Annotated in this window: 10 protein-coding genes and 1 tRNA gene; 7 read left to right on the forward strand and 4 right to left on the reverse strand. The window is 48.5% G+C overall.

Annotated features, from left to right (window positions below; all coding sequences use genetic code 11):
- Nucleotides 1-2 precede the first annotated feature (2 nt).
- From AC5JBY_RS22315 to AC5JBY_RS22330, 4 genes are all read left to right on the forward strand, one after another.
- Nucleotides 3-2,396, forward strand: a complete 2,394-nt coding sequence (locus AC5JBY_RS22315; protein ID WP_495906874.1) for an ABC transporter permease — start codon at nucleotides 3-5, stop codon at nucleotides 2,394-2,396.
- A gap of 29 nt (nucleotides 2,397-2,425) precedes the next feature.
- Nucleotides 2,426-3,091: an ABC transporter ATP-binding protein gene (locus AC5JBY_RS22320; protein ID WP_495906875.1), complete on the forward strand. Its 666-nt coding sequence runs from the start codon at nucleotides 2,426-2,428 to the stop codon at nucleotides 3,089-3,091.
- 29 nt (nucleotides 3,092-3,120) lie between these two features.
- A complete protein-coding gene (locus AC5JBY_RS22325; RefSeq protein WP_495906876.1) occupies nucleotides 3,121-4,461 on the forward strand; it encodes a TolC family protein in 1,341 nt (446 codons plus the stop codon).
- A gap of 98 nt (nucleotides 4,462-4,559) precedes the next feature.
- Nucleotides 4,560-6,914: an ABC transporter permease gene (locus AC5JBY_RS22330; RefSeq protein ID WP_495906877.1), complete on the forward strand. Its 2,355-nt coding sequence runs from the start codon at nucleotides 4,560-4,562 to the stop codon at nucleotides 6,912-6,914.
- Nucleotides 6,915-6,996: 82 nt separating this feature from the next.
- On the opposite strand, the gene AC5JBY_RS22335 is transcribed toward AC5JBY_RS22330, so the two are convergent.
- From AC5JBY_RS22335 to AC5JBY_RS22345, 3 genes are read right to left on the reverse strand one after another with little or no spacing between them, the layout of a single operon-like run.
- Nucleotides 6,997-11,601 carry a MopE-related protein gene (locus AC5JBY_RS22335; RefSeq protein ID WP_495906878.1) on the reverse strand — a complete coding sequence of 1,535 codons (4,605 nt, stop codon included), beginning with the start codon at nucleotides 11,599-11,601 and terminating at the stop codon, nucleotides 6,997-6,999.
- 19 nt (nucleotides 11,602-11,620) lie between these two features.
- On the reverse strand, nucleotides 11,621-12,649 hold the full coding sequence (locus AC5JBY_RS22340; RefSeq protein ID WP_495906879.1) for a hypothetical protein: 1,029 nt from the start codon (nucleotides 12,647-12,649) through the stop codon (nucleotides 11,621-11,623).
- A gap of 33 nt (nucleotides 12,650-12,682) precedes the next feature.
- Nucleotides 12,683-18,535: a CARDB domain-containing protein gene (locus AC5JBY_RS22345; protein ID WP_495906880.1), complete on the reverse strand. Its 5,853-nt coding sequence runs from the start codon at nucleotides 18,533-18,535 to the stop codon at nucleotides 12,683-12,685.
- Nucleotides 18,536-18,870: 335 nt separating this feature from the next.
- Between AC5JBY_RS22345 and AC5JBY_RS22350 the strand changes: the two genes are divergently transcribed.
- The 3 genes from AC5JBY_RS22350 to AC5JBY_RS22360 all read left to right on the forward strand — a co-directional run bounded on the left by AC5JBY_RS22350 (nucleotide 18,871) and on the right by AC5JBY_RS22360 (nucleotide 19,695).
- Nucleotides 18,871-18,943: transfer RNA gene (locus tag AC5JBY_RS22350), tRNA-Gly, on the forward strand.
- A gap of 32 nt (nucleotides 18,944-18,975) precedes the next feature.
- On the forward strand, nucleotides 18,976-19,326 hold the full coding sequence (locus AC5JBY_RS22355) for a hypothetical protein (RefSeq protein WP_495906881.1): 351 nt from the start codon (nucleotides 18,976-18,978) through the stop codon (nucleotides 19,324-19,326).
- Nucleotides 19,327-19,440: 114 nt separating this feature from the next.
- Complete coding sequence (locus tag AC5JBY_RS22360; RefSeq protein ID WP_495906882.1) at nucleotides 19,441-19,695, forward strand: HigA family addiction module antitoxin; 255 nt, start codon at nucleotides 19,441-19,443, stop codon at nucleotides 19,693-19,695.
- On the opposite strand, the gene AC5JBY_RS22365 is transcribed toward AC5JBY_RS22360, so the two are convergent.
- Nucleotides 19,696-20,163, reverse strand: a complete 468-nt coding sequence (locus tag AC5JBY_RS22365) for a hypothetical protein (RefSeq protein ID WP_495906883.1) — start codon at nucleotides 20,161-20,163, stop codon at nucleotides 19,696-19,698.
- Nucleotides 20,164-20,166: the final 3 nt, after the last annotated feature.

A 20,166-nucleotide genomic window follows, 5' to 3' on the forward strand; every position in this document is an offset into this window, starting at 1 on the left:
GCATGATCAGGAACTATATTAAAATAGCGATCCGCAACCTGGTGAGGAATAAGACTTTTTCCTTCATCAACATCTTTGGCCTGGGCCTGAGCATGGCGGTGTGCCTGTTGGTGATCATCCGTGTGAAGGACCAACTGGGTTACGACAAGTTTCACCCGCAGCCGGACAGGATGTACCGCATCATTACCGACGTGACCAACAAGCAAGGGAATAACTTCACCTTTGCCGGATCGCCGCTGCCACTGGTGGATAAGCTGAACACCGATTTCAACCTTGTAGAAAGTTATGTGCGCATCTATCCCTGGAATGGGAATGCACAAAGTGGCGTGAAGGATCTGCCCGTACATCCGGCATTTGCAGACGGTGATTTTTTTAAGTTATTTGGTTATACGCTGCAATCGGGCAATAGCCACACCGCACTGACAGCTCCTAATAGCATCGTGCTCAGTAAGCAACTGGCAGAAAAGTTTTTCGGACAGGCTGATGCTATGGGCCAGGTGATCACGCTTGCCAACCTGGGCGACTTCCGGGTGACCGGCGTACTCAATACGCCCGCAGGTAAGTCGCACCTGGACCGCGACGCTTATATGTCTATGAGCACCGTTGCCCAGTTGGAAAAGGCCGGCAAACTGGCCGCCAACCTGCAGCAATGGAATGACCTCACCAGTGCTTATACTTACCTGTTGCTGAAACCGCAAGTGAACCAACGGCAACTGGCCCATGCCGTGCGCAATATTTCCGATGAATTGCTGAAGCACTCCACACTGTCGGGTAAAGAGCATTTCTCTTTTACTGTACAACCTTTCAATAAGATCATTCTGAGCAAAGAGATGCAATCTCCATTGGGTAATACCGGTTCCCGCGGGAAGGTACTGGCTGAAATATTGATCGCTTTTGTGATCCTGCTTTCAGCCTGTTTCAATTATACCAATCTTTCGGTTGCCCGCTCGCTGAAGCGCGGCAAGGAAGTGGGTGTGCGCAAAGTAGCCGGCGCTGTACGCTCGCAGGTATTCACGCAGTTCATCATAGAATCACTCATTACCACCTTCCTTGCATTGATACTGGGATGGGTTATGCTGAACATCATCACCGGTCAGTCATTCAGTCATGAGCTGATATCGACCGATGATCTCAGGCCCGATGGCAGTATGTTGTTGTGGTTCTTCGTGTTTGCACTCTTTGCAGGCCTGCTGGCAGGAGCATTGCCAGCCTGGGCATTATCGTCTTTCAAGCCGGTAGAAGTGTTGAAGAATTTGTCGACCGTAAAACTGTTTCTCGGCAATAATTTCCGGAAGGGATTGATCGTAGTGCAGTTCACGCTCTCCCTGGTAGCTACTATTTTTACGCTCACCTTCTTCCGTCAGTTCGATTATATGGCCAATGCCGACCCGGGATTCCGGAAAAACCATGTTATTACCATTCCTGTTAATGCGAATGGTCAAGAGGTGTTGAAGCATGAGCTGGAGCAACTGAGTGGTGTAACCGGTGTATCGGCTATTTCCACTATTCCCGGCAAAGATGCTACTGGTAGCACGCTCGTAAAAAGCAAACCCGGTGCAGAACATATTGGCATGGATTATTATTATGCCGATGCAACTATCTTATCTACTATGAACCTGCCTTTACTGGCCGGCACTACCTTCCCGCTGCAGGGCGACAGCAGCCGGGCCGAACAATACGTGTTATTGAATGAGCGTGCGCTGCAACCGCTGCATATCGGTTCTCCGCAGGAGGCCATTGGCAAGGTGATCCTGATCGACGACAGTGTGCAGGTTCAGGTAGCCGGTGTTCTGCAAAATTTCTTTCACCGTGGTATGGACGCTCCGTACATCCCACTGGTATTACGCAATAAGCCGGGCGCTTACAATTATCTTATCGTAAGCACCGCTACTTCCCTGCCGGCCACCTTCCTGACAACGGTAGAAAGCACCTGGAAAAAACAATATCCTGCTCAACCTTTCGAGGGCCGCTGGATGGATGACGAATGGAGAGCGCGCCATAGTGCCGCCGGCACCGTAGGCATGCTGGGCTTCCTGACCTTTATTACGATCACGATCTCCGCGCTCGGGTTGCTGGGCATGGTGATCTATACCACTGAAACCCGCCGTAAAGAGATTGGCATTCGTAAAGTGATGGGCGCCACCGTGGCTACGATCATGTCATTATTGAGCAAAAGTTTCCTGAAGCTGTTGTTCATTGCCGGTTGCATTGCTTTACCTGTAGGATACCTGTTGGGTTTCTTTTTTTTAAACATATTTGCCAACCGGATATCGATCGGGGTTGATATATTGCTGATCAGCTTCGCAGGCATGTTATTGATCGCATTAATGACTATTATTACACAAATTTACCAGGTGGCTACGGCTAACCCGGTGAATAGCCTTCGAAGCGAATAAACTAAACTATAAAAACAAAAAACAATAGAATGTTAGAACTTAAGCACATCTCCAAATGGGTAAATGTAGGGGGCAAACCTACCTTCCTGCTAAAGGATATCAACCTTTCCATTAATGCAGGTGAGTTCGTCTCCATCATGGGGCCTTCCGGTTCGGGCAAATCTACCTTGCTGCACATCATTGGTATGCTCGATGATGCCAATGAAGGTGAATATTATTTCAATGGAGAGGCTGTGCACACCATGAAAGAAAAGCAACGTTCGCAATTATATAAAAGACATATCGGCTTTGTGTTCCAGGCTTATCACCTTATCGACGAGCTGACGGTATATGAGAACATTGAAACGCCGCTTATTTACCAGGACATCAAATCATCTGAACGCAAAGCGATGGTAGCTGATATCCTCGACCGCTTCCAGATCGTGGGTAAGAAGGACCTCTTCCCTACCCAGCTTTCCGGTGGTCAGCAACAGCTGGTAGGTATTGCCCGGGCGCTCATTGCCAAACCGCAATTGCTGCTGGCGGATGAGCCTACCGGTAACCTGAACTCCAAGCAAGGCGAAGATATTATGGAGTTGTTCAAGCAATTGAATAAAGAGGGGGTTACCATCATCCAGGTGACGCACTCTGAAAAGAATGCCGAGTATGGAACGCGTATTATTAATTTATTGGATGGCAGGATCGATAATAACTAAGAAAACAGAATAATAAAGTAAACTCAAACATGAAAACCGGTAAAGCCTTGATGATCTGTTATGCGGTAGTACATATGTCGCTGAACAGTTCCGCGCAAAGTACCCCCATAACACTGAAACAGTGCGTAGAAACGGCGATTGCCAATAATGCGGATGTGCAACAACGCGACCTGCGTATGCAACGTGAAGCTGTAAACTGGAGACAGGGAAAAGGTAATTTCCTGCCTAATATCAACGGATATGTTGGTCACAACCTCAACCAGGGCCGTACGATCAATACTGCCACCAACAGCTTTGTGACTGAATCCAATACTTCCGCCAGCTGGGACCTCTCTGGTGATATAACGCTCTTCAATGGTCTGCGCTTATTGAATAACCTGAAGAGCACCCAGTACGCTTACGAGGCCAGCCGCATGGAGCTGCAGCAACAGAAGGATCAACTGACATTGGATGTGATCCTTGCTTACCTGCAGATACTTACCAATATGGACCTGTTGGACCAGTCAAAGAAACAATATACTGTTTCCCAAAAGCAGGTAGAGCGCCTGGAAATCATGAATAAGGAAGGCGCCGTTAAGCCATCCGATTATACTGATCTGAAAGGACAGCTGGCTGATAATAAGATTGCCATCATCACCAATGAAAACAGCCTGAATAGCTCCAAGCTGGCATTGCAGCAACTCATGAACATCCCCTCTACCAAAAATTTTGAAATAGAAAGGATGACTGCTGAACAATTTGCTATGGATTATGCGACTTCTTCTGATAGTATTTACCAGGCAGCGCTACAACAGTTGGCTATCGTAAAGGCCACGCAATTGCGGGTAAAGAGCAGTGAGAAGAACGTACAGGCTGTCAGAGGTAATATGCTTCCAAGGATCTCCCTCGGTGGTGGTATCGGCAGTAACTACAATAGCATTTTTACCGATAGCTCAGGTGGCAAGATCGGTTATTACGATCAGGTGTTCAAAAACAACTATGGCACTAATATTGGCGTAGGCGTAAATATTCCCATCCTCAATAACCTGCAAAGACGGAATGCGGTAAGCCTCGCAAAGATCTCCAAAAAGGAAGCTGAGCTCACAGCACAAACAACCTTGATACAATTGAAACAAGGCATCGAGCGTGACCACTTCAATATGGAAGCTTCTCTCAACAAGTATCAGGCTCTTGTGGACCAGGTATCTTCTTATACGGAAAGTTTCCGTGCTGCTGAAGTAAGGTTCAATGAAGGTGCTGCCAACTCGGTGGAATACCTTATTGCCAAAAACAACCTCGATCGTTCCAATATCAACCTGATCATTGCACGGTACGATTATGTACTGCGCACCAAAATACTTGACTACTACCAGGGTAAGATGAGCTGGTAATCATAAAAACTAATTGGTAATATGCAGATTACCATGTAATGCAAGAGGGTGTATCGACGTCGGTACACCTTTTTTTTGAACTTATTAAAGCAAACATCATGTTTTCAAGCTACGTCAAAGTCGCCTGGCGAAACATCACCAGGAACAAGGTTCATTCTCTGATCAACATTACAGGACTGGCCCTTGGCATGGCTGGTGCCATCCTGTTGTTGCTGAACATCTGGCATGGGCTTAGTTTTGATCAGTTTCATGAGGATAAGTCCAACCTGTACACCACCTACAACCGTGGTAACGTCAATGGTCAATTAATTTGCTGGAATGCAACCGCTCCTCCCCTGGCGCCTGCTATGCAGCAGGAACTGCCCGAAATAAAGCATACTGCGCGATTAATGGGTTCCAACCGGCTGCTGCGCTTCGGCGACAAGAAAATAGATGCGCAGGGCAACTTCGTAGACCCTGCCTTCCTGTCGATGTTTAGTTTTCCACTGGCACAAGGGAATGCCACCACCGTATTGCACGATGCTAACGATATTGTACTTACTCAACAACTCGCGACCAAACTGTTTGGCAACGATGATCCCATTAATAAGACTGTCACCACTCCTACCGGTGATAACTTCATCGTTTCCGGCGTACTAAAAGACCTGCCCGACAATACACGGTTTACATTTGAATACTTACTGTCTTATCAATACTTATATGCCAATGGCCGCAATCCGGGCGATTGGAAAAACCAAAACTCCAACACTTTTGTAGAGTTAGTTCCGGGCGCCAACATCGATGCCCTGAATAAAAAGATCGCCGGCATTGGCGCCCGCAACAGCAGCTTGCTGAAAGATCAGCAAATATTTTTATACTCATTTGCCGAAGAGCACCTCAGGGGCAGGTTTGTGAATGGTAAACCTGATGGCGGTAATATCGACAATTATCGCATGCTGGGTGCGCTTGCAGGTATCATCCTGCTCATTGCCTGTATCAATTTTATGAACCTGAGCACTGCGCGCAGTGAGAAAAGAGCGAAGGAAGTAGGTGTGCGCAAAGTGATTGGCGCCGGCCGGCAATCACTGATCTTACAATTCATTGGGGAATCGGTTATGATGGCTGTATTGTCGGGCATCCTTGCCTTCGTATTGGTAGAAATGGCGATACCGCTGTTCAATTCATTGATCAATACAAAACTCAGCATCCCTTATTCATCGCCAGTTTTCTGGGCTATGGCGCTTGGGTTTGTACTATTCACCGGTTTACTGGCTGGCAGTTATCCTGCGCTGTATCTCTCCTCCTTCAAACCCATCCGGGTGCTGAAGGGTATGCTGAAAAATACCAATACGCTCATCACTCCCAGGAAAGCGCTGGTGGTGCTGCAATTCGTGTTTTCCATCATCCTGATCAATTTCACGGTCATCTTTCAAAAACAAATCCTTCACGGGCTCAACCGGGAGACCGGCTTCGTAAAGGAGAACCTTGTGTTTCAGCAAATGACCGATGACGTGCGTAAAAACTATACGGCCATCAAAAACGAATTGATCAACTCGGGAATCGCCACTTCCATTTGTGCCTCCAACACAGCTGTTACCAATATCCGCTATGAAGAGTCTGGCCTGAAATGGGCAGGTATGGACCCCAATTTGAATACAGCCTTTGTGCTGGTACATGAAGGCGGTGATTTTATACGCACCAATGGGCTGACCTTACTGGCAGGCAGGGATATCGACCTCGACCATTATGCGGGCGACACGCTCTCCTGCCTGGTGAATGAAGCCAGCCTGAAGGTGCTTGGCTTTAAAGAGCCCATCGGGCAGGTTATTATCGATGAAGACAAGCGCTGGAAGATCGTGGGTGTTGTAAAGGATTTCCTGATTGGTGATCCCGGCGAGGCCAGCAAGCAGGTGCTGATCAAAGGCGGCCGTGGTGACGGCGAACTGAGCATCCGGTTGAGTGACAGTAAGGGTACTTTGCTGGCCGCACAACAAGCGGAGGCTATCATCAAAAAATACAATCCCAATTTCATTACGGATATCCGGTTTGCGGATGATGCCTGGCAATCGAAATTCAAGCAGACACGCAACACTGGTTTACTGATCAACACGTTTGCTTTCCTTGCCATTTTTGTTTCGTGCATGGGGCTGCTTGGGTTGGCCACCTATATGGCTGAGAACCGCACCAAAGAGATCGGCATCCGCAAAGTACTCGGCGCCAGTGTGGCTGGCATCACGGCGCTACTGGCCAGCAGCTTTGTAAGGCTGATCCTCATTGCTATCGTTATCGCTTCGCCGCTGTCGTGGCTGCTCATGAATACCTTCCTGCAAAAGTTCTCTTACCGAACTACTTTGAATGTATGGGTGTTGGTGCTTGCAGGAACGGCGGCCATAGCGATTGCGCTACTTACTATTGCTTTTCAAACTATACGCGCTGCTACCGCGAATCCGGTGAAGAGTTTGAGGGCGGAATAAAAGCACGTCTGATATAAGTGAAAATGGTGAGCCGCCTTTTGGAAGGCGACCCACCATTTTCTTTTATGCTCGTAGCTTGCCTTTACAGCTTAATCAACTTCACCAGTTTCCGTCTCCTACCCTGCACTGCTTCGAGTGTATAGTATCCTTTGGGATAATTACCACCCAGCGTGATCCTCGAACCGGCAGGCAGGTTATCCCTTGTTTCTACCAACCGACCCACCTGGTCGAATACACGGAGACGTATTCGTTCCGTCGATTCGGTTTGCGGCAGTGATACCGTAAACTCATTGTAGGTAGGTATCGGTGCTACGATTACGTTGAACTCTCCGGCAGCGCTATCCACAGGTACCTTGCCATTGGTTGCCGTGCCATCCTGCACAATCGTGATCAGTTGCTCATCGATCAAACCATTACAGTTATCATCACGACCATTCTTCACTTCCGGCGCGCCGGGGTATATCTTCGGATCGTAGTCGTGACAATCACCACCGACCAACACATAACCTGCCAGGGGAATAGCTGATATCCTCGTGCCTTCGTTGCGGCCGTAACCGTCCCTATCCACATCCGGATAATACGTGAGCATCGGCAAACCTTCATCTACCTGGCCGTTACAGTTGTCATCACGTCCGTTGGCCAGTTCAGGAGCACCCGGATAAATGGTGGCATCGAAGTCGGCACAATCGCCATTCACCAGCACGTATCCTTCTAATGGGATCGCAGATAGTCTGGAGTTCTCATTGCGGCCAAACCCGTCACGGTCGACGTCCATATAGTAACGCTTCATCGGAAGCCCTTCATCTACTTCGCCGTTGCAGTTGTCATCACGGCCATTGGCCAGTTCAGGAGCACCCGGATAAATGGTGGCATCGAAGTCCGCGCAGTCTCCACTTACCAGTACATAACCTGTTAATGGAATGGCTGACAGCTTAGAATTTTCGTTGCGGCCAAATCCGTCACGGTCTACGTCCATATAATACCGCTGCATGGGAAGTCCTTCATCTACCTGACCGTTACAGTTGTCATCACGGCCGTTGGCCAGTTCAGGAGCGCCCGGATAGATAGTAGCATCGAAATCTGCACAATCACCTCCCAGCAATACCCAGCCAGGAATTGGCTTATCGGATAACCTGGAGCCTTCAGGGCGTCCATAACCATCTTTGTCCACGTCCATATAGTAGCTTTGGGTACCACAACCCTCGTCTACCTGTCCGTCGCAATCATTGTCAACGCCATCACACACTTCAGCAGCACCGGGATAAACAGCTGCATTGTTATCATTACAATCTGCACTGTTCACAACATACCCTGCCGGCACATTGCAGGTAGTACCTTGTTTCGGATTGTTCAACGCACCGAAGCCATCACCGTCTGCATCTCTATAATAGGTGATGATAAATCCTTCATCCACTTCGCCATCGCAATCATTGTCTACACCATCACACACTTCGTCTGTGCAATCATCGGTGATCTTAATAGTAGCTTCCGCTCCTTTCTTTATGGCTTCTGCATTGCCGGTATTGTCCGTAGCCAGCACATAGAAGCTGTAAGTGCTGCCCTGTACACCGGAGTAAATGATCGTCGTATCGGTAGATGCCTGTTGCACGGCCTTATAAGCACCACCATTTTCAGACACATACAATATATAATCGCGGATACCTGAGCCACCTGCATCATCCTGGCCACTCCAGCTCACCTTAAAGTCAGGCACTTTGCTGGTAGCCGGTAATGCTTTCACTTTGCTAACCGGTGGCAGCGCATCGATGGTATTGAAAATAACAGGTGTTTCGATGGCCTCATTCACATCGAATACAATGCTTGCTTTTGCATGAATGCTGTCGCCTGTCTGTGTATGACTGGCAGCCCGGATGGTATAGGTCACAAAGCCTTCGCCTTTTCCTGTAGAGTCATTGATCGGCAGGAAGCCCAACATAGCATCAGCAGGCGGCAGACCGGTAGCCGGGTCTTTCGATTCAAATATCCAGAATACTTCTTTTTTGTTTACATCGATACCCGCCGTAACATCTACTACCACGCCCAGTGAGTCCATCAGGTTCAGGCGTGTAGCATAATAGGTCTTATCAGCAGGCACAGAGAAGGTCATATTGGCAAAACCAAAGTCGCCCAGGCGCAGTGAGTACAGGTTTACATTCTTGTCTACAGGGTGATTGATCTTCACCACCTGTGCCGGCGCGGTAGCAAACTCCGGATCGTTCTCAAAGCGCACCATGTAAGGATGTGCTTTTGATTTGGCGATCATCTTGCCCGGTCCGTATCCTTCGGGGCCAACAATATCGTTGGGATCGCGGGAACATACAATGGGGATGAAAGTTACCTGGCCGCCCTTTTTTTTCTTACAACCCGTCTTTTTATCAGTTACTGTAACGGAATAATAGCCTGAGCCCCTTACTTCCAATCTGCCACCGGGCCAACTGTATTCATAGTCTCCCGATCCCTCGGTGGCCGTGGCCACCAACGTGATCGACGGCTGCTCATCTTCACAGAATTGTACGGATCCAAACCCAGACACCTGTACTTTTAGGCCACCATCTTCCATCTCAAAATCTTTCGGGAACTCACACTCCGTATCTTTCTTACGCACCACAGCGGTATGCTTGCCAGCACCCAGCTTCCTGAATACATTGGAAGGCTGGAAAGGAGAGCCATCCACACTGTAGGTAAATGGTCCTTCTTCACCGCTTACATGGATCGTAGCAACTCCATCTTTTTTACCGCAGGAAGAAGGACGTTGTGTTTCTACTTCTATTTCAAGGTCCACCAGCTTAAACTCATGGATAATATCTTTTTTGGCAGCATTGGGCAATACCCAACTTCCATCGAGGAGTCGTTTATCGACCTGTTCGCCCGACCGGGGGCTTTTATCAGTGAACCCTTGTAGTGCATTATCGTTCATATCATGTCCGTCGATCTCCAGCTTGTGTGGTCCTTCCGGACCATCCTTCGTTAGCTCTTCCGGTATCTCAAATTCAAATGTCTTTCCGTCGGAACCTCCTGATGATGATTGTTGTTTATAACCCAACGCTGGCACTTCCACGATAACATCTTTCATTTCTTCACTCATCGTGATCTTGATCTTAATGACGCCGCAGGCTTTCTTGTCGTTCTTTTCTTCCTGTATGATCAGTTGATCGGCACCGGGGTTCCAGTTCCACGTAGCTTTGTACTTAAAAGCACCGCCTTCTATTTGTACGATCTTGGCATAGGGGCGGAAGTTATCGACCCTGAATTCTTTGTACTTGATGGGTGCTTGACTAAGCAGGTCTTTCAGTACAACACCGACCCGGTACTTCGCATCGGGAAATTTAGCTTCGTCGATGCATCTTGCCAGCAGGTAACCGTAGGTATAACCATTGGCTTCCGACACTGTTTCCCGGGCATCGGTTGCAAAATGTTCATTATCGTCGATCTCAGGGATCTCACCTTTCTCTCCTTTCGTATTTGTGACGATGTAAGAGAACCATTGTTCCCAATCGTACCCTTCCGGCGTGTTGTCGGGTTTCTTACTTACTGTTTCGTCTCTAAAATCTATGATCTTAGATACAAATTCCGTATTCTTAGTACCGGCAGATGATCTGTAAAATGTTTTTGAATCAAATACCACATAAGGTTTTGCAGCTGTTTTGACCGATTGTTTCCAGGCCCCTTTCTCATTCTTCTGGATGAAATACCCCACATAACCAGGGTTGGTATAGGGCGCATCCGATGATTGCAAGTCTACTGCTTCTACTACAATATCTACCCCGTTGTGTACTTTCTCCGGTTCAAAATATTTGATCTCACCCGGTGTTTTCAGAAAGCTGATCTCCCTTCCGTCACCATTTACATCCAGCACCAATGGTGGGGACATCTGCGGATCTCTGTGTGCAGGTGTATTAAAAAACGTAAAAGGGTTTTTCGTGCCGGCAAAAGGATCGATGAGATCATCGAAATACCCAAAATGGGTATGAGAAGACATGATGGTCCATTCGCCGCTGTATATAGTACCCAGTTCCTGGCCTACCTCCACTGAATGATTTTTTAATACATCAGGATGTATGGATTGCAGGTGGTTAAATTCATACGCGTGAAATTCGCCATTGATCGATATTACGATGATAACACCAATATCGCTTCCCTGCCCTCCTCTGCTGGCCACCAGGCCACCTGCAGGCGCTCTCACTATTTCGCCATGTGAGTTGGACGCTCCATTCATGTCGACCCCTTCGTGAAAATATTTATCCCCGCCGGCCTTGATCGCCTCCCCAAACCCGTTCAATACATCCAGGCTTTCGTCGGTGGTGCTGCCAGGCTTCATTACAGGCCATACTTTAGTAAATCCGTTCCCTTTTTCATCGGAAGGGGCGCTCCACACACCGCCTACCATTTCCCGAAGCTGGTAATAATATTTTTTCGATTCGTTCAAGCCAGGATCTGTGCCCCGGCCAAACGTTCCTATGTTGACCCAGGGGCCCCAGGGTCCGCTCCCTTCCCGGCGCCGCGCCTGTGTTTCAGTAGCGCCAGGCGAGTTGGTCCATATCACGTCCATCGATGCTTTACCAATGTTCGGCGACGCACCCAATAACTCAAATTTTGGTGGATCCTGTGCCTGCGTCGACAGACTGCTCATCATGGCGCTCATGAACAGCAGGCAGATCATCAACCGGAGGCGTATAATATGTTTCATATATTCAGAATTGTATGTGTTATTTCAACCTTAATGTTACTACCTCGCTTTCTGTGCTGAGTTGTATGTTTCCATCTTTGCCGATCTCCAACTGCCGGTAAGGCTGCAGGTATCCTTTGCTGGTAAACTCACCTTGTGATAGCAGGCCTCCTGTGCGTGCATCATACGCCTGCAGGCTTACCTGTTGCTTAGAGGGGGCCAGTGAAAGTGTAAGGAATATATCTGCAGAGGGATGGGCGATGACCGGGAACCGGCCAACGGTAACGCCAGGCAATGCACCTGACCGTACCTCTTTAAAGCCGGCATTCATATCATATACGGTCCAGGTCTTGCTGGTGCTAACGACCATTTTTTTAGAAGCAAGGAAAGCGACGCCTGAAGCGTTGCTGCGGAGTGTATGCAACAGTCTTCCCGCAGCATCGTACACCAGCAATTTACTGGTATATTCTTGCGGGAAGAGTATGGACACGGCTATGTATTGATGATCGGGCGCTATGAATATTTCTGTAGGCCAGGCTTCGGGCAGGTTGGCGCTCCAACGTTTATTGCCGTTCAGGTCATATAACGAAAGGGTGAAAACGGGGTGTCCTTCTTTAGCCGTATTACCGGCAAAGGCCATCGAACCATTATTGGCTACTGCAGCCACGTAAGGCTTTTTACCCAACAAGCCCAGCGATTTGATGAGGGTTCCGTTCGCATTGTAAACACTTGCATAAGCAAAGGGCGCCGAATGCCTGAATGCAGAATCACCATACACCCATATTCTGCCACCTGTTGTTGCCGCATCTACATTGCTTAAAGCAGGCACCATTGCTTTCATACCTTTACCTTCAACGCGGTATATTCTTTTTCCTGCGCTGGTATCAGGTTTTACTCTTACCACATTGCTGCCCGCATTGATTGCCATCCTGCCAGCTTCGCCACTGGTTATTGACTGGCGGCTGATGATCTCGAAACCCGCCACCGGCTTTACCTGGGCCATCGACAGCATGGCTGTCAGCATAAGGGCGCAGCAAACAATAACCCTGGTTATAAGAATCGTTTTCATTACTGATCTTTTATTGAATGATGTTTTGATTATTTATTCTTCGTTGTCTACCAGCATAAAGCCCAACACGGTTGTCGCTTTCGCATACACGATAACGATTCCTTTTGCGCCGGGCCGCAGGCGACCGGCTGGTCCGCCAACTTCCTGCAACGTCAGTGTCAGTTCTTTACCGGCATTTTCCAGATCGGCTGGCTTTAGCGCAATGGGCGCGCCGCCGAGGCTCGTGAGCCGCACTACCGGGTTGATGATATCTGTGTTGCCCGTATTCGCAAATTCTACCTGAATGCTCAGCACGTTGGAAGGTCTTGTATTGGGTGGGCTGATCACATTGGTCATTAGCTGGGTAGCGGAACCAGCTACTACTGTGAAGCCTTCTTCAAGGGCCGTAGAATCGCCGTTCTCATGCACCGCCACCACATCGTATATTCCTACAGCAGCGCCATTCAGGTCGAAGCGGGCATACAGGCTGGTAGGATCGATGATCTGTACTCTTTCTGCTGTGATAGCGCCAGTGGCATTACGCAGGCGCACTGCCGTTACGCCATTCATCTTCGAACCTTTTAAGAGCACTGTGGCCACGCCCGTGTTGCCACCTTCTGTTGCATCTACCGATCTGATCTCAAAGTGAAGCACCGACGCTTTCACCTTCACAGGCTGCGTGGTATTCGTGCGCATGCGGCCATTGATCATCAGGTAATACGTACCCGGTTTCAGCGCAGGGATAATGATCTCCTGGTTGGCCTGATAAGGTACTTCGCCCGCAAAATCATGCACCGCCATATCGGGCACGCCATTGGCACGAACGAATATTGCATTGTCGCCTATAGCTGTATCTCCCTGCAAGGTGATCAGTAACGATTCGCCGGCGAGTGAGTCCGCAATTTCAAGACGGTAATACAGTGTTCCTTCCGGACGGAGTGTGCCCTGCTTTTCATTATCCAACTCCAGTTCTTCTACCGTCACACTCAGGGGTTGCAGAGAGGCTGCCATATTGTTTTCATCATTGCTCTCTGCTATATTATTCAACACATCGGCATGTACCAGCGCATGATAATCGCGTAGTGCCACTCCTTTCAGGCTCATGGGTTGTGCCTGATCGATCACCGCATTGGGCGCCAGGTTGATGCGTATAGGCGCAGTGGCCACCAATCCATCTGATACATCTTTGGTGGTATCTGTAGAGAGGTATACATTTTGTTGTAAGAAACCACGGGCGGGATTGGCGCCTACGTTCTTCAATTTCCAGCGCACTGTCACTTCACTACCGGCTATGCCTGTTGTAGGTATCTGTACATCTGTAACCACGAGGTCGGACATGTTGTCTTTCACAATGGTGATCAGGGCTGTAGCGACATTTTCTTCAGCTCCATGCTCATACACATTGTCATTGATATCCGACCGGAAGATCAGTACATGATTGCCCAAGTCATTGTCTGGAAGAAATACTTCAAGACTATCTTCATATTGAGCACCGGCAGGCAAAGCTGCGCTTCGGATGAAAGTGCCTAATGATCTATCCTGTTTATCCCAGTTGATATCTTTGGACAGGTATACTCTTTCCGTCCAGCTACTCTTGTTGGTGATACCTGAACCATCGTTTTTAACAATCCATTTTACCGTGATAGGTTGTCCTGCAAAGCCTTCATCGGGCACCGTGAATTTCGTCACCACCAGGTTGGCAGGCGGTGTAAGCTCGATGCCGATGGGCACAGGATCATTATTACCACCGCTGGCAGGACGTACCAGGCCAACGTTGTTGGTAGTATCGACATCGTAGTTGAGGTTCTCCTTATCAGTAGCCAGCAGCAAATAATATTTTCCTGATACGCCATTGGGAATGGTGATTTCCTGCTCGTTGGAGTAAGTAGCAGCTACAGGGAGCTGACCACGGTGTGTAAATGCTTTTACCAACTTGTCATTACTATCCCATACGGTATCAGCCGACAGGTAGACGCCATCATTCCATTGATTGGGCAATGTGATCGCTTCGCCCTTATTCTTAACTGACCACTTCACGGTAATCGGTGTACCTGATTTACCCGTTGCAGGAGCAGTTACAGCAGTAACAATCAGATCAACCGGTGGATACTTCTTAATAAATAGTTTATTGCTTCTGCCGGTATTGTTGGCGGTATCACTGTGTTCGTACACGCGCTTACCTGCATTGGTCAACACATACACATAGTAATCGGCGCCACCGATATTGCCAGGCATTATGAGAGAAGCAGTAATGGTATAAGAGCTGTCTTTACCTATGTTGGCTTTTTGCGCGATCTCACTTACGAGAACGGCGCTCGCAGGGTCCCATGTTGGTTTCAGGGAAACAAATACTTTGTCGGTCCAGCTGCTATCGTTGGTAGCCCGGTTACCTCTATTGAAAACTGTGTAGGAAATCGAAGCAGCTTCCGCCGCTGCGGCCGTAGCAGGAGCCTGTACGGCACTCACCTGCAGATCGGCCCAGGGACCGAGCATAACAGCAACAGGAGCAGCACTACGGCGGATATTATTGTTGCCACCGGATTCAAATACGGTGTCTGTGTAATCGGTTTGAACATATACATAATAGTTACCCGAAATACCTTCCGGTAAAACAATCGAACTCTTTTGCAGGGTATCTTCACCAGCCGGGATGCGCCGGGTTTGATAAGCCAGTACCTTCACCACCTGACTGTTGGCCTCATCGAAGGTGGCGCTCTTGCTCACCAGGATGCGGTCGATAACTTTCGTATTCTCCAGCACACTGCCGCCATCGTTCTTCACCGTCCATTCTACATTCACCACCTGACCGGATATGCCGGTGGCCGGTGTTGTGATGTTCGACACGATGAGGTCGGGCGCTGTGATCATCAATGGCTGGGCGCTATGTCCTTCATTATTATCTTCTGCCTGGTACTCATAAATGTCATTGACTGCATCCGCCTTCACGATCACGTAATAGTTACCGGCAATCTTTCTTGGCAAATTGAATGACCACTCAGGAGTATATCCTTCACCGGCATTGAGCCCGGCTGTTCTCGATATCGTTGCCAGGGGAATAGCAGTGGCCTTGTTCCACACGGGTGTTGGAGAAAGGTATACGTCATCGCGCCAGTAATTCCTGGAGGTAGCTGCACCGCCAGCATTTTCTACATGCCAGCTCATTGTCAACCTACCACTGGTAGGAGCAGTAGCGGGGATCGTTATATTCGTCACTACCAGGTCTACAGGCGGCGCCTGAATGATGTTCACCACGCCACTCCTGCCTGTATTGTTATTTTCCGTGGCATGTTCATATACTACATCGGCCCAATCGGTAGCCACGTGCACATAGTAGTTACCGGAAATAGTATCGGGCAGCGAAGCTGTGATCCTTTGCGTGTAAGAACCACCCTCTTTGAGTTCTCCAGCATAATAAAATACTCTTAGCTTGATAGCGCTGTCAGGCTTCAACACCTCCTCTTTTGAAAGAAAGATCACATCGTTCCAGCCAATGCCGCCGGTCTTGCCTGTACCGGCATTTTGTACGGTATAGATCACTTCGATCTGCTGACCCGAGAATGCGTTATTAGGAGGTGTTACTGTGCTCACCTGCAAGTCGGCCGGTGGCGTCAGTTGAATGTTGACTTTCGTAGCGCTGATGCCCAGGTTATTCGACTCATCTTTTTCAATTACCTGATGGTATTTATTGGTCAATACAAAAATGTAGTAACGATTGCTGATGCCATTGGGCAGCGTAAAGGTGGCCGAGTTGGAATAGCTGCCGCCACTGTTCAGCGCACCTGGTGTGTTACGCGCAGTGCCCAGAACATCGTTGTCGTCCAGTAGTTCATCCAGCGACAGGTAGATATTGTCTATCCATTCCTTGTCGAGGGTTGAGCCTGGTCCTTGATTCCTTACCTTCCAGCTTACTGTAATCTCCTGACCAGAGAAGGCGTTGGCAGGCATTTGAATATCGTAAGGCACCAGGTCGGGCAGGAAGCGCAGCTTGAACGTTTGCACAGGGCTTTCCAGCCTGCTGCAATCGCCACGGGCCACCACCCGCCACTTATAAGATTTACCATACTCCAGCTTGTCGCTGCTATAAAGTGTATAGTTGATGGTGGTGATATTGCTGATCGTAGGATCCTCCGGCTGTGCTTCTGCTTCGGGCCATACATAGATGTCATAGGAAGTTGCTTTCTCCACCGGGAACCAGGAGAAGGTGAGCGGGAATGAAACGTTGACATTTCCATCCGAAGGCAACATCTTAGTAATGGCCCCGGGGAGTTGCCCGGTAGTGACCTGCACGGTCAATGTGCTGGGCGGGCCAACAGGGCTACAGCCGGTGGCATAAGACACCGACAGTTGGTGTGTGCCCAATGTTTTCCAGGTTACCGTAGCTTTATTATCTTCAAATTCGATCGTGCCACCGTCCACTGTCCAGGTATATATTGCACCATCTACTGCCGGTACTTCGTAGGTTGATTTGAAATAGAGGCATGCTTTTGAGTCTCCGGTGATAGGACCTGGCTTCTTAGCCGGCACACATACCAGCGCATCCAGGAAAACAACCGGCGTAGTGCCGTCATCTTCAGTAAGTGCCCGTACCACGATAGGACCAACACCAGTAGCGATCAGCGTATCGTCTTCTATATAGCCGGGGCCTCCCATAACTTCGTAATAAACAGCCTGCCCATTGCTTGCTGTGGCCTCGAGCGTATAACGGCCATCACCGTCTTTATCTTCAGGCGCAGGGAAAGTGATCACCGGCACATTCTCATTCTTCACCCAAAAGAGCAAAGGAATGGTGGTGGATTGCTGGGGATTGCCATCATCTACTGCAGTGAGCCATAAGATATGAACACCGACATTGCACAGATCGCCAATGAGCTTGATCTTCACTTTGGAAGTGGGGCCATTCGTAACCGAATAGTTCAGCTTACATACTTCATCACCATCCAATTCGGCCACGGTAGTTACAGTTTGTCCCGGCTCGGGTGATGTGAAATAGGGTTCGATCTCTATAGTATCACCAACGTTGAGTTCTATAAGCCTGCTTAAATTATCAAAAACAAACTGAGGAGGAATATTGGTCAGCGTTCTTACATCGTAGGTAAAGCATTTATTGGCGAGATACCCGATGCCATCTTTTTGGCCACCGGGTCCATCATAGCTATCATCCAGTTTATCGAACCAGCCGATCTGTTGGTAGTTCTGGTAGTAATCGCCATTGATGCCTACCAGCGAAGGGAAATCTCCAAATTCATAAGCGGTTGCCCACTGCATGTCGCCATAATTCATTTTCACATTGGCATTGGGGCCTAACAGTTCATCGCCCGGTAAACCAATGATCACCTGAAAGGTGTTCACCTTGTTGGCCATCTCATCGGCATAGCCCACACGATCCCACGTAACGATGAGGTGAGTTGGTGTAATCTTATAATAGATCCGTCCGCTTTCGGGGCTGCGCGTATCGATGTCGGCCCAGAAAGGAGCAATAATGGGTAGATAGTAAGGAAGTGGGAAAGAGAAGTTGTCTACCTCGGGGGCCACAAAAGACAACACGCCATTGGTGTTGATGTAAACCTGCCGGTAAGGCGTTCCATATAGGTTGAACGAGAATGGCAGCAAAATAGGTCCGGAGCTGCCATCATTGTCTCGCGGCAACGCCGTGAACGTTCCATCTACCGGAACAAAACAAGCCGGCGTAGCGAGTGAAGTACTTTGCCGGCTGCCTGCAGTTGCAACACGCCCGCTGGCTTTCTTTTGTTGCGCGTTGCTTTTCATCTTTTCCCTGATCAGTGCTTTCCAGTCGGCACTGCCGGGTTTATAATCAGGGAGCTTTTTGCCTGTTTGGGCACCTGCGTAGAGGTGGCTCAGGAGGAACAGCAACACGCTATACGTTACAACCCTCAGTGTAGTCTTCATGGTGAAAAAATTGTACAATATGTATTTAGTTTAAGCATGGAAATCCCGGGCGGGTTGCAACACCCACCTGCCATCAGTAGCACCTTCGCAGATCATTGGATTAAAAAGTACAGCACGACAGTGGCGCGCAGTGAGGGGATACTGCTGCTACTGTACATAGAGGTCATAAAACTAAGGCAGTGATGAAGCGATAAAAATGGAAGTGTGTACCAATTGTTAAAATTGGGAAGCGGATTGCCATTTACGGATGATCAGGATAGCGATAATGCCATCCAAATGGTTCCATTTGCAGGAAGTGCAGAAGTTGAAGCTTTTCAATATCTTTATAGGGATCAGCGGAAGTAGCTCATTTGGTAGAGCGGCGGCTTCCCAAGCCGCAGGTGGCGGGTTCGAGCCCCGTCTTCCGCTCAGTATGTTTTCCTTAACCCCTAACGTATCGTATGACTAAAAGTGTTTTATTCTTATTGGCCATTAGCCTTGGTATCTTTTCCTGTAACAATAGTAAGATGGATACAGTTAACCCAAAAGCAATAGCAGATTCGCCATTGACTACCGTTTCCGTTACTGGTGGTGCTCAGCCCAATCAGGACTGCAAAGAATTAAGGGCACAGTATGTAGTACTGGATTCTACTTTGAAAGAATACCAACTAATGTTTGATGCTGCTATTATCCGCCTGGATTCGTTGGTCGGTTACAACAACGAACTCGAGAAGAAATTAGGAGAGCGTAACACAGAAATCGGAAAGCTAAAGCAACAGGTCAGGACTTTGACAGAGAAGAAGAAACAGTAGGAATAAAGGCATTCCCATAAACTAAAAAGGCAGCCCGTTAAACAGACTGTCTTCCTTAGCGACCGGGGACACCCCAATCCTGTACAAATATACGTATCTTAGTAATTCCAAATTATGAAACACAAGATATCTTATGTTCATCCCGGAGCAATTCTTCGAGAGGACATTTTAAAAGAAATGAATCTTACTATTACCAAAGCGGCTCAGGATTTAAAGGTGAGTCGTAAACAGATTTCTGAAATAGTCAACGAAACTGCTGCAATCAGTGCAGAGATGGCTTTACACCTCGAAAAAGGTTTTGGAGTGGAAGCCAGTTTCTGGCTGGATATGCAGGCAAAATATGATCTATGGAAAGTACAGAGCAGTTAGTCAGTAAGCAGCCTTCTGATTTACAACAGCAAACTCCACCCGTGCGCCTGGAAGCGCATCCAATACTTTGATTAACTTTTCCCTCCTGTCCCAGGCAGGGTCGCCCCGGGAACCGAAGTCAAATCGATAGGTCTGCTGTGCGGTGACAATATCAGCGGTAATCAACACTACGTTTTTCACAACTACACATCTTAGCTCAAATCGATTTCTCCCATTGGAAAGAATGCCCTCGCCCGGGTCTCTGATACTGGCCAATAACAAACCAAAGGAAGCTTCCCGGGAGTCGGTATTGAATCCGTTCTGCACTAATGCCACTCCAAACTGTTTATAAACCTGTTCAGCAGAAAGCGAATCGGGGAAAACAATATTTAACTGATCGCTGTATTGATCTCTCGGTTTAGGCGTCAGCTGTGCCGACACTCCGACAGACAATAGCGAAAAGAAGATAACAGCAAGTACGGTTTTCATGAT

The sequence above is a fragment of the Paraflavitalea sp. genome (assembly GCF_059502485.1).